At 67.6% G+C, this 11,518-nt stretch carries 11 protein-coding genes; 4 read left to right on the top strand and 7 right to left on the bottom strand.

Annotation, left to right across the window (positions count from 1 at the left end):
• Window position 1: 1 nt before the first annotated feature.
• Together C0V75_RS06305 and C0V75_RS06300 are read right to left on the bottom strand one after the other, a co-directional pair.
• Window positions 2-985 (bottom strand): BMP family protein, encoded by a 984-nt coding sequence (locus C0V75_RS06305; RefSeq protein ID WP_101920074.1) that lies wholly within the window; start codon window positions 983-985, stop codon window positions 2-4.
• 31 nt (window positions 986-1,016) lie between these two features.
• Window positions 1,017-2,309, bottom strand: coding sequence for an amidohydrolase family protein (locus C0V75_RS06300; RefSeq protein WP_101920073.1), 1,293 nt, complete (start codon window positions 2,307-2,309; stop codon window positions 1,017-1,019).
• A 693-nt stretch (window positions 2,310-3,002) separates the two neighbouring features.
• Here C0V75_RS06300 and C0V75_RS06290 point away from each other — a divergent pair.
• The 4 genes from C0V75_RS06290 to C0V75_RS06275 all read left to right on the top strand — a co-directional run bounded on the left by C0V75_RS06290 (window position 3,003) and on the right by C0V75_RS06275 (window position 6,470).
• On the top strand, window positions 3,003-3,443 hold the full coding sequence (locus C0V75_RS06290; RefSeq protein WP_101920071.1) for a hypothetical protein: 441 nt from the start codon (window positions 3,003-3,005) through the stop codon (window positions 3,441-3,443).
• 66 nt (window positions 3,444-3,509) lie between these two features.
• Entirely contained in the window at window positions 3,510-4,400 is an 891-nt protein-coding gene (locus tag C0V75_RS06285; RefSeq protein ID WP_101920070.1) for a LysR family transcriptional regulator, read from the top strand.
• A 121-nt stretch (window positions 4,401-4,521) separates the two neighbouring features.
• Window positions 4,522-5,898 (top strand): aspartate ammonia-lyase, encoded by a 1,377-nt coding sequence (locus C0V75_RS06280; protein ID WP_101920069.1) that lies wholly within the window; start codon window positions 4,522-4,524, stop codon window positions 5,896-5,898.
• Window positions 5,899-5,984: 86 nt separating this feature from the next.
• A complete protein-coding gene (locus tag C0V75_RS06275) occupies window positions 5,985-6,470 on the top strand; it encodes a TrmO family methyltransferase (RefSeq protein ID WP_101920068.1) in 486 nt (161 codons plus the stop codon).
• Between the two features lie 14 nt (window positions 6,471-6,484).
• On the opposite strand, the gene mtnA is transcribed toward C0V75_RS06275, so the two are convergent.
• The 5 genes from mtnA to C0V75_RS06250 form a co-directional block, all read right to left on the bottom strand.
• Window positions 6,485-7,504, bottom strand: a complete 1,020-nt coding sequence (mtnA, locus tag C0V75_RS06270; RefSeq protein ID WP_101920067.1) for an S-methyl-5-thioribose-1-phosphate isomerase — start codon at window positions 7,502-7,504, stop codon at window positions 6,485-6,487.
• A gap of 64 nt (window positions 7,505-7,568) precedes the next feature.
• Window positions 7,569-8,729 carry a UDP-galactopyranose mutase gene (locus C0V75_RS06265; RefSeq protein WP_371410668.1) on the bottom strand — a complete coding sequence of 387 codons (1,161 nt, stop codon included), beginning with the start codon at window positions 8,727-8,729 and terminating at the stop codon, window positions 7,569-7,571.
• A gap of 63 nt (window positions 8,730-8,792) precedes the next feature.
• Window positions 8,793-9,992: a 3-oxoadipyl-CoA thiolase gene (pcaF, locus tag C0V75_RS06260; RefSeq protein ID WP_101920066.1), complete on the bottom strand. Its 1,200-nt coding sequence runs from the start codon at window positions 9,990-9,992 to the stop codon at window positions 8,793-8,795.
• 2 nt (window positions 9,993-9,994) lie between these two features.
• Window positions 9,995-10,666, bottom strand: a complete 672-nt coding sequence (locus tag C0V75_RS06255; RefSeq protein ID WP_101920065.1) for a 3-oxoacid CoA-transferase subunit B — start codon at window positions 10,664-10,666, stop codon at window positions 9,995-9,997.
• Window positions 10,663-11,397, bottom strand: coding sequence for a 3-oxoacid CoA-transferase subunit A (locus C0V75_RS06250; RefSeq protein ID WP_101920064.1), 735 nt, complete (start codon window positions 11,395-11,397; stop codon window positions 10,663-10,665). The genes C0V75_RS06255 and C0V75_RS06250 overlap by 4 nt, the downstream gene beginning before the upstream one ends.
• Window positions 11,398-11,518: the final 121 nt, after the last annotated feature.

Below are 11,518 nucleotides of genomic sequence, written 5' to 3'. Positions count from 1 at the left end.
CTTAGGCGGGTTCGTTGGCGTCGATCGGCACTTCGAAGGTTCCCGCCGCGATGGCGGCCTTCTTCTCCTCCATCGCGGGGATCGCATCGGCGGGCACTTCCTCGGCCACGAAGATCAACTCGTTCCCGCCATACTTCATGAAGGAATACTCGGTGTAATCCCGCCCGACCGGACGCCCCGCCACCACATCGGCCACGATGGCCTCGATGGTCGGGCGATAGTTCCAGATCGCATTGGCGAACACCGTCCCCGGATAGCGCGGCGTATAGTCGATCAGTGACCCGATCGCCTTCACCCCCCGCTCCTGCGCGGCATCCGCCGTGCCGATCCGTTCGCCGAACAGGATATCTGCCCCGCCGTCGATCTGCGCCAGCGCCGCTTCCTTGGCTTTCGCGGGATCGAACCACGCCCCGATGAAGCCGTTCAGGAACTTCGCCTCCGGGTTCACCTCCTTCACGCCCATGCGGAAAGCGTTGATCAGCAGGTTGACCTCCGGGATCGGATAGCCGCCGACCGATCCGAAGGTCCCCGTCGTCGACATCTTCCCGGCCAGCATCCCGGCCAGATAGGCCGCCTCATGGTTGCGCGTGCCGAAGACGCCGAAATTGTCGCCCTCCGGCCCGCCCGAAGATCCCATCAGGAAGGCCGTCTCGGGGTAATCCGCCGCCACCGCGCGCGCCTCGGCCTCCACGGCATAGCTTTCGCCCCAGATCAGCTTGGCCCCGCCTTCCGCATATTCCCGCATCGCGCGGGGATAGTCGGTCGCGGCCACGCCTTCGGAAAACTCGTATTCGATCAGCCCATCCGCCGCCGCCGCCTGCATCGCGGCATGGATGCGCGAGTTCCAGGCGTTTTCCACCGGCGAGGCATGGACCCCCGCCACCTTCACCGCCGTCTGGGCCTGTGCCCGGCGGATATAGGCGGGCAGCGCCAGCGTGGCCGCAGCCCCCATCAGCAGGGTCCGGCGCGTCGTTGAAAATCTCATGTCGATACTCCCCTTGTTGTGACGTTTCTTTTCAGTCTTCCGCCATCGGCGCGTAATCCGCAGGGTCGATCCCCGCCGGACGCCCCGGCAAATCCAGCCGCGCCAGACGCGGCGCCGTCTCGGCGATCACCCGGCCCGCCCGGATCACCGCGATCCGCGTGGCCTTCATCCGCACCGCCTCGATCGGGTCGCGCGCCTGCAACACCACCATCGTCGCAGGCCCGCCCACCCGCAGCGTCGGGTCCGGCAATCCCATCGCCAGATGCCCGTTCACGGTGACCGAGGTGAAACTCCACCCCATCGCCTCGCGCGAGGTCATGGGGATCGCATGCACCCCCATATGCGCCACTTCCAGCATGTCGGCCGATCCCAGCGGATACCACGGGTCCATCGTGCAATCCTGCCCGAAGGCCACATTCACCCCCGCCGCCCGCAGTTCCGGCACCCGCGTCAGCCCGCGCCGCCGCGGATAGGTGTCAGAACGCCCCTGCAAGGTGATGTTGATCAGGGGGTTCGGCACGATATGCAGCCCCGCCTCTGCAATCAGAGGGATGAGCTTGGACGCATAGTAATTGTCCACCGAATGCATGGATGTGCAATGCGACCCCACCACCCGGCCCTGCAATCCCAGCCGCACCGTCTCTGCCGCCAGCGTCTCGATATGGCGGCTCATCGGATCGTCGCTTTCGTCGCAATGCAGATCGACGGGCAACCCCCGCTCCGCCGCGATCTCGCAGAGCCGCCGCACCGACTCCGCCCCCGCCTGCATCGTGCGCTCGAAATGCGGGATGCCGCCCACCACATCCACGCCCATGTCCAGCGCGCGCAGAAGATTCGCCTCCGCCGTCGGGTCGCGGAACAGCCCGTCCTGCGGGAACGCCACCAGTTGCAGGTCGATATAGCCCGCAACCTCGCGCTTCACCTCCAGCAGCGCCTCGACCGCCGTCAGCCGGTCATCGCAGACATCCACATGACTGCGGATCGACAACAGCCCCTGCGACACCGCCAGATCGCAATAGCGCAGCGCCCGCGCCTTCACCGCCTCCACCGTCAGAAGCGGCTTCAACTCCCCCCACAGCGCGATCCCTTCCAACAGCGTGCCAGACCGGTTCAGCCGCGGCAGACCAAGGCTTAGCGTCGCGTCCATATGGAAATGCGGGTCGGCAAAGGGCGGCGCAACCAGCCGCCCGCCCGCCTCGATCACGCGGGCCGCCCCAGCCTCGATCCGGGGGGCGATCTCCACGATCTTCCCGCCCTTCATCCCGATATCGACCGGGGTCTTCCCGTCAGGAAGACGCCCCGCCCTCACCAGCAGGTCCAGCATGTCTCTCCCCAGTGCTCTCGCCGTCGCCAGTTAGCAATCCCGCGCGGCGCTTGTCGCTTGACCCAGCGTTATCCGAATTTACCCATCGGTCAAAAAAATTCGTCTGCCGCAAAAACAGGCAGCCCGCCCCGACCCTGCCGCAGTGGCGGGCAGAGGCCGCATGCGCCTCCCGTCCCCGGCGGTCTTCACGCAAAATCAACGATGCTTTCCCATCCCCGCCTCCAGCGCGCGCTGCGTGGCCACAGTTTGCGGCACAGTTTGCGGCACAGGATGCGGCCCGCCGTCCCGCAGCGCCAACCCCGCCATATCCCCCGAATCATCTTTCTGCCGTCGCGTCGCCAAACTGGTTAACGCTCGGCCCCGCCTCCGGGTCATCGTTTCCATTGCCCGATCTTTCATCCCCGCCAATGCCCATTGGTCCTTTCCCGCCCGCCACCGCCGCCTTCAGGCTTGCGAGATGGCGGCATTTCGCTAAAACTTTGGCAATCGGGGTCCTCCGCAGGCCCCGCCCGCGCCTCGGCCGGGCAAGACCGTGGCAAACCGGTGGGGGCCGGCGCGACATGGGCGGAAACCGTGTAACGATGTGCCCAAGCTGCCGGGGTGTGAAATGTTTGTGCTGGTGCCTTCCGTCGCCTGTTGCGGCCCGTCTGTCGTCCCTGCGCGGCCGCTCTTCGCGGGTCAGGGGCGCTGACCATGGGCTTCCTTCCTCCGCAAGGCGCCCCCGCCCCCGAAACCTTCGCGCAGCCGTCCAAAGACACGGCACAAGCCGTTGAAGTGACGATGTTTTCCCAAGGCCTCCGCATCCGCATCGGGCCCGCCCCCGATGATCTCTGCCGGATCGAGGAACTGTCCATCGGCGAACCCGTCTGGGACCTTGCCGCCCAACGCCTCGTGGATATCGAGGCGATGGGCTGCGCCACCCTCGACGCCGCGCAGCTTGCCGAGCTTGGCCTTCGCCCCATGGCGCTTGCCCAGGGTGGCTGGTTCGCCCTCGCCTCCGCCCGCCTCCTCGCCCCGCCGCCGCGCCTTGCCACCGATATCGGCCCCACGGTCTTCTTCCGCGTCTGGCCCGACAGCCGCGTTTTGGCCGAGGTGGAAGGTCGCCCCGTCCTCCTCCGCCACGGCTTCACCTGACCCGCCTTCCCCTGCGCCCCGTTCCGTCGCAGGATGCGCCACCGGTGACGCAAGGGGGGGAACGGTATGGATATCCGCTGGCTTCAGGATTTCCTCGCCCTTGCGCAATTGCGCAACTTCACCCGTGCGGCCGAGTTCCGCAATCTCTCGCAGGCCGCCTTTTCCCGGCGTATTCAATCGCTTGAACATTGGCTCGGCACCGCGCTGGTGGTCAAAGGCTCGCAACCCGTCCGCCTGACCGAGGCGGGCCAGCACTTCCTGGACGAGGCCGCCACCTCCGTCGATCGCCTGCTTTCCGCCCGCGCCGCCATCCGCTCCTCGCAATTCGAGGTGATGAGCCAGATCCGCCTCGCCATGACCAATGTGCTGGCCCGCAGCGATTTCCGCCGCCTGCTCGGCCTGCTCGGCCCCACCCGGCGCAGCAGTTTCTCGGTCCTCGTCGGCACCACATCCGAGGTGACCGCCCGCTTCCTCGCCGGTGATGCCGATATCCTGCTGGCCCATGACTGCCCGGCGCAACCCCTGCACGAAGGTCTGGCCCAGCATGACCGCCTCCGCCTGCGCGGCGACAGGTTCCAACCCTATGCCGCTGTTTCCGCAGGTGATTTCGGCTTTCCCGGCACCGAAAGCGCGCCCTTCCCCCTCATCGCCTATGCCCAGCGCGCCTATTTCGCCGATCTCTTCGAACATGTCCTCTCCCGCAGCGAGGATCGCCCCGCCTATCGCATGGCCGTGCAATGCGACATGTCCGATGTACTGAAAGAGGTCATCGTCGCAGGCCATGGCGTGGGCTGGCTGCCCGAAAGCGCGGTGGACCCCGCCGCCGCCGCCCTCATCACCCCCATCGGCGGCCCTGGCTGGGCGCTCCCCCTCGACATCTGCGCCTTCCGCCCGCGCCGCGCGCTGGGGCCGCAGGTCGATGCGCTCTGGCAGGCGCTGGCCGCCTCCAGCGCCTGATCCCGCCCCCCTCCCGCGTCGCCCCCCGCATGGCCCATGCAGGATTTGCATTGGACGCCAGCCCCCCCTTGGCCCCATCCCTGCGCCACGGCCCGCAGGGGCGCAGTACAGGGAACAGGCCATGCAACACGATCTCCGCCGCGAAGAAGACAGCCTCGGCGCGCTCTCGCTCCCGCGCACCTGCCTCTGGGGCATCCACACCGAACGGGCGATTCACAATTTCCCGATTTCCGGCATCCCCCTGTCGCATTTCCCCGAATTCATCCGCGCGCTGGCCTGGGTCAAGAAGGCCGCCGCCCGCGCCAACCAGCATCTTGGCGAAATTTCCATTGAAAAATCGCGGGTTATCGAAGAAACCTGCGACGAGATCATCGCCGGCCGCTGGCACGATGCCTTCCGCGTGGACATGATCCAGGGCGGCGCCGGCACCTCCACCAACATGAACGCGAATGAGGTGATCGCCAACCTCGCCCTGATGAAAATGGGTTATCTTCCAGGGGATTACGCCCATCTGCACCCGAATGACGACGTCAACCGTTCGCAATCCACCAATGACGTCTATCCCACCGCCATGCGCCTTGCCATCGTCGCACAGGTCGCCCCCCTGACCGCCGCCCAATCCCGCCTTGCCGACGCCTTCACCGACCGCGCCAAGGCCTTCTCCCACATAAGAAAAATCGGCCGGACACAGTTGCAGGACGCAGTCCCCATGACCTTGGGCCAGGAATTCGCAGGCTTCGCCACCACGATCCGCGAAGACATCGACATCCTCACCCGCCTCTCCACCCTCCTCCTCGAAGTGAACCTTGGCGGCACCGCCATCGGCACCCGCGTCAACACCCCCGACGGCTATGCCGAAGCGGCGGTCGCGGAACTCGCGCAGGTCTCCGGCCTCCCCGCCCGCCTCGCCTCCGACCTGATCGAAGCCTCCTCCGATTGCGGCGCCTATGTCACCTTTTCCGGCGCGCTGAAGCGGATCGCGGTCAAACTTTCCAAGATCTGCAACGACTTGCGCCTGCTTTCTTCCGGCCCTCGCTCCGGCTTCACCGAAATCCGCCTGCCCGCCATGCAGGCCGGATCGTCGATCATGCCGGGCAAGGTGAACCCGGTGATCCCCGAGGTTGTCAATCAGGTCGCCTTTCAGGTGATCGGCAATGACCTGACCGTCACCATGGCGGCCGAGGCCGGGCAATTGCAGCTCAACGCCTTCGAACCGGTGATCCTGCTGAACATCCTGCAATCCATGCGCATCCTGATGCAGGCGATGGACACGCTCGCCACCCGCTGCGTCGCGGGGATCGAGGCGAATGCCGATACCTGCGAAAAGGCCCTGGAAAACAGCCTCGTGCTGGCCACGATGCTGGTGCCGCACATCGGCTATGCCAAGGCGGCCAAGGTCGCGCGGCAGGCGCTGGAAACCGGCTCTTCCATCCCCGAAACCGCGCTGGCCATGGGCGTGGTCACGGCAGATGACCTCCGCCGCTTTCTCACCCCCTGACCGGCGCGCGCCCCGCGCCTCCCCGCCGCCTTGCCCCTGCGGCGCGCCCCGGCCATAGTCCGGGGCGCGCAGCAACCAAGGCACCCATGGCCCATCCCGACGATCCCCTCCGCCCCGGCGAGCTTCGCCTTTCCCCCGATCCCGGCAGCCGGAACGACGCGACGCTGGCCTTTATCGGCCGCATCCGCTCTGCCTGGTCGCCCGAGGATTGCCCCAAGAACATCGCCGAGGCGCGCGCCCGCGCCACCCCGGCACGGCTGGAAATCGACGCCCCCTATCGCCCCGCCCTTACCGGCCTTGCCCCCGGCGATGCCCTGATCCTGCTCTACTGGACAGGCCGCGCCCGCCGCGACCTCGCCATCCAGTCGCCGCGCCACAAGCCCGCGCCCACGGGCACTTTCGCGCTCCGCTCGCCCGCCCGGCCCAATCCCATCGCCCTGGGCGTGGTGCGCCTGCTGTCGGTCGATCAGGCAACCGGGCTCCTCGGGATCGACGCGACCGATGCCTTCGACGGCACGCCGCTTCTGGACATCAAGCCCTTCCTGCCCGGCGTGGATATCCCGCCCGGCTGATCCCGGCGCAGCAGTCAGACCCCGAACAGCGCCCGCAGGTTCACATCAAAGGGCGGGCGGACGATCCCCTTTTCCGTAATCAGCCCGGAAATCAGCCGGTTGGGCGTCACATCGAAAGCCGGGTTGAAGGCGCGCGCCCCTGCGGGCGCAATGCCGCCACCGTTCACCACCAGCACCTCTTCCTCGGCCCGCTCCTCGATCTCGATCCCGTCACCATCCGGTGTCCCCATGTCGATGGTCGAGGTCGGGCAGGCCACATAGAAGGGCACCCCATTGTCCTGCGCCGCCAGCGCAAGGTTATAAGTCCCGATCTTGTTCGCCGTATCGCCATTGGCCGCCACCCGGTCGCAGCCCACCACCGCGATATCGACCTTGCGCTTGCGCATGATATGGGCCGAGGCGCCATCCACCACCACGGCATGCGGTACGCCATATTCCATCAACTCGAAGGATGACAGCTTCGCCCCCTGCAACCGGGGCCGCGTCTCGTCGAGATAGGCAAAGACCGTGTGCCCCGCCTCATGCGCCCGCCGGATGATGCCCAGCGCCGTGCCCACCCCCACCGCCGCCAAGGCCCCGGTGTTGCAATGATGGAAAAAGGTCACCTCCTGCGGCAGGATCGCCCGCGCATGGGCCGCGATGGCCTCATTGACGGCCACATCCTCCGCCTCCATGGCCAGCGCCTCCTGCTCCAGCCGCGCCGCATCCGCGCCCGCCACCCACAGGGCCCGCATCCGGTCCAGCGCCCAGAACAGGTTCACCGCCGTCGGCCGCGCCGCCCGCAGCACGGCATCCGCCTCTGGCAGCACCGCGCGCATATTCGCCCCCCCGGCCTGCCGCGCCGCGATCACCAATCCGAAGGCCGCGCTCACCCCGATGGCCGGCGCGCCGCGCACTGTCATGTCGCGGATCGCCCCCGCCACCGCCTCTGTCGTGGCCAGATCGCGATAGCGCACCACCTCCGGCAAGACCCGCTGATCCAGGAGCCGCAGCACCGGACCCTCGCTTAACCATTCCATCGTCCGAAACGCCATTCTGCCCCCCGCGCGCCACCTGACGCCGAAGGCTACAGCAAGCGCCCCGCGCCGCAACCCCGCGCTAGATCGGGTCCACCACGAAAGACGGCATCTCCCCCCCAACCCGCAGAAAGGCCCGCGCCGCATCCAGCGCCTCGCGGATCGTCACATCCATGTCGAGATAGCGATAGGTCCCCAACCGCCCGACAAAGGTCACCCCCCGCACCTCCCGCGCCCGCGCCACATAGGCCCGCAGCAGCGCCTGATCCGCCACCAGCCGGATCGGGTAGAACGGCGTGTCCCCCGGCCCGCAGGCCCGCGAATATTCCCGATAGCACACCGTCCGCTCGTGGCTTTCCCAGGGCGCGAAATGCATATGCTCCGTCACCCGCGTCCAGGGGATGGAAGCATCCGGATAGTTCATCACCGCGCAGCCCTGATGATCGCCCCGGTCCGTGAAGCGTTCGAAATCCAGCGTGCGATAGCCCAGCCGCCCCAGATCATGGCCAAAGAACCCGTCCAGCGGCCCGGAATAGAAGACATGCCGCCAATCCCCTGCCTCGCCCGCCCGGAACGGCGCGCAAAGCCGGACCTCGATCAGCGGATGATCCAGCATCCGCGCCACCATCGCGGTATAGCCCTCTTCCGGCATCCCCTGATGGCGGTGGAAGAAATAGTTGTCGTTATAGCTGAACCGCAGCGGCAGCCGCTTCAGGATCGCCGCCGGAAGGGCCTCCGGCGCGATGCCCCATTGCTTCACCGTATAGCCCTTGAGAAAGGCCTCGTAGAGCGGCCGCCCCACCATCCGCAGCGCCTGCGCCTCGAAACTCGCCGCCTCGCCCTCCCCCGGCTCGGCCTGCGCGGCGATGAAGGCCCGCGCCTCTTCGGGGCGGAAGCAGCGGCCGAAGAACTGGTTGATCGTGTGCAGGTTGATGGGCAGCGCATAGACCGCCCCGCCCACCACCGCCTTGACCCGGTTCACATAGGGCCGGAGCCGCGCGAAGCGGTTCACATAGGCCCAGACCTCGTCATCATCGGTGTGAAAGATATGGGGGCCATAGACATGGACCATCACCCCCGTCTCGTCATCGCGCCGGGTATGGCAATTGCCTGCCACATGCGCCCGCGCCTCCTGCACCACAGAGGCAATACCCGCCTCGGCCAGCCCCCGCGCGATCACCGCGCCGGACAGACCGGCCCCCACCACCAATACCCGCACCACAGCACCCGAACCACCAGTCACGGCGCTCAGGATGGGAAAATTCCGCCGCCTCCGCAACCCCGTGCGACGGGCCAGCCCCGCGGCTCAGACCCGTTCCAGCGCCACCGCGATGCCCTGTCCCACCCCGATGCACATGGTGGACAGCGCCCGCCGCCCCCCCGTCAGCGCCAGTTCCAGCGCCGCCGTCCCGGTGATCCGCGCCCCCGACATGCCCAGCGGATGGCCCAGCGCGATGGCCCCGCCATTGCGGTTCACCCGCGGATCGTCATCGGCAATCCCCAGCAGCCGCAGCGTGGCAATGCCCTGCGCGGCAAAGGCCTCGTTCAGCTCGATCACGTCGAAATCCGCCACCCCCAGCCCCAGCCGCGCCATCAGCCGCTGCGAGGCGGGCGCAGGCCCGATCCCCATCACGCGCGGCGGAACCCCCGCCGTCGCCCCACCCAGCACACGCGCGATCGGCCGCAGCCCATGCCGCAGCGCCCCCGCCTCCGACGCGAGGATCAGCGCCGCCGCCCCGTCATTCACCCCGCTCGAATTGCCCGCCGTCACCGACCCGTTGGCGAAAAGCGGGCGCAGCTTCGCCAGCGCCTCCAACGTCGTGGCGCGCGGATGCTCGTCCTGCGCCACCACCACCGGCTCGCCCTTCCGGGCAGGGATCGTCACCGGCACGATCTCTTGCGCCAGCCGCCCATTCCCTTGCGCCGCCGCCGCCTTGGCCTGGCTGGCCAGCGCCATCGCATCCTGCGCCTCGCGGCTGATGCCATGCTCATCGGCCACGTTCTGCCCGGTCTGCGGCATGGAATCGGTGCCATAGGCCGCCTGCATCGCCGGGTTCACGAAACGCCAGCCGATGGTCGTGTCATGGATCTCCGCATGGCGGGAAAAGGCGCTCTCGGCCTTGGGCATCACGAAAGGCGCGCGGGACATCGACTCCACCCCGCCCGCAATCATCAGGTCGGCTTCGCCCGCCGCGATCTGGCGCGCCGCCACCAGCACCGCATCCATCCCCGATCCGCAGAGCCGGTTGATCGTCGTCCCCGTCACCCCCACCGGCAGCCCGGCCAGCAGCGCCGACATCCGCGCCACGTTGCGATTGTCCTCGCCCGCCTGATTGGCGCAGCCGAAGATCACATCTTCCACCGCCTCCCAATCCACCACCGCCTGCCGCGCCATCAGCGCCCGCAGCGGAACGGCCCCCAGATCATCGGCCCGCACCGAAGCCAGCGCCCCGCCAAAGCGGCCGATGGGCGTGCGGATATAGTCGCAGATATAGACAGGGGTCATGGTCAAAGCTCCGGCACGATCAGATCACCCACAGGGCCGGGGATCACAAGCTCCGCCCCCGTCATCGCCTGCAATTCCTCTACCGAAAGCGTGGGCAGCTTCTCGCGCAGCACGAAACGCCCGCCCTCGATGTCGATCACCGCATGGCTGGAATAGACCCGCGTCACGCAGCCCACCCCCGTCAGCGGCAGGGAACAGCGCCGCACCAGCTTGGGCCGGCCCTCCTTCGTCACATGGTCGGTGATCACCGCCACCCGCTTTGCCCCATGGACAAGGTCCATCGCCCCGCCCACCGCAGGCACGCCCTTCGGCCCGGTGGACCAATTCGCCAGATCGCCCGTCTCGGCCACCTCATAGGCGCCCAGGATCGCGACATCCAGATGCCCGCCCCGCACCATGGCGAAACTGTCCGCATGGTGGAAGAAGGCCGTCCCGGGCTTGATCGTCACTGCCTTCTTCCCGGCATTGATCAGGTCCCAATCCTCTTCCCCCGCCGGCGGCGCCTCGCCAAAGCCCAGGATGCCATTCTCGGTATGAAAGATCGCCTCCCGCCCGGGCGGCTGGAACTTCGCCACCATCTCCGGGAAACCGATTCCCAGATTGACATAGGCGCCATCCGCGATGTCCTGCGCCGCGCGCCAGGCGATCTGCGTGGGGGTCAGTTTCGCGGTCATTCGGCCACCTCCGGGTAACGGGCATTGGCGCGGTTCAGCACCTCCTCCTGCGCGGGGTCCGGCACCTCCACCACCCCCTGCACGAAGATGCCGGGGGTGATGACGGCCTCGGGGTCGATCCCGCCCGGCTCCACGATCCGGCTCACCTGCACGATGGTCGTCGCCGCCGCCATGCACATCAGCGGGTTGAAGTTCCGCGCCGCCATCCGATACGTCAGATTGCCCAGCCGGTCGCCCAGATGCGCCTTGACCAGCGCGTAATCCGCCTTCAGCCAGCGTTCCCGCACATAGGACCGCCCCTCGAACACCTCCACCGGCTTGCCCGCCGCCAGATCGGTGCCAAAACTCGTGGGGGTGTAGAAGGCGGGGATCCCCGCCCCGCCCGCCCGGATACGCTCGGCCAGCGTGCCCTGCGGCACCAGTTCCAGCTCGATCTGCCCGGCCAGATAGCGCTCAGTGAAGACCACCGGATCGGCCGAGCGCGGGAAGGAACAGATCAGCTTCCGCACCATCCCCGCCTCGATCAGCGCGGCAAGGCCCACATGCCCATTCCCGGCATTGTTGTTGACCACCGTCAGGTCGCGCGGATGCCCCGTCGCAAGAAACCGGTCGATCAGCGCATGGATCAGTTCGATCGGCGCACCCGACCCGCCGAATCCGCCGATCATCACAACCATCCCGTCGGCGATCCCCGCCACCGCGCTGGCCGGATCACGAAGCGTCTTGTCCATCGCCGCACCCCCTTCACCGCGCGGCCCATACCGCCGCGCCCCCCCATCAGCCATAGCGAGGCGCGCCCCCTTCCGTCCATCCCACTTGTGCGATATGCTGCACTTGTTCACATATCGCACA

The sequence above is a fragment of the Tabrizicola sp. TH137 genome (assembly GCF_002855575.1).
Lineage (GTDB): Bacteria > Pseudomonadota > Alphaproteobacteria > Rhodobacterales > Rhodobacteraceae > Paragemmobacter.
Note: the sequence above shows the minus strand (reverse complement) of the source record. Positions and strands in the feature narration are given on the sequence as shown.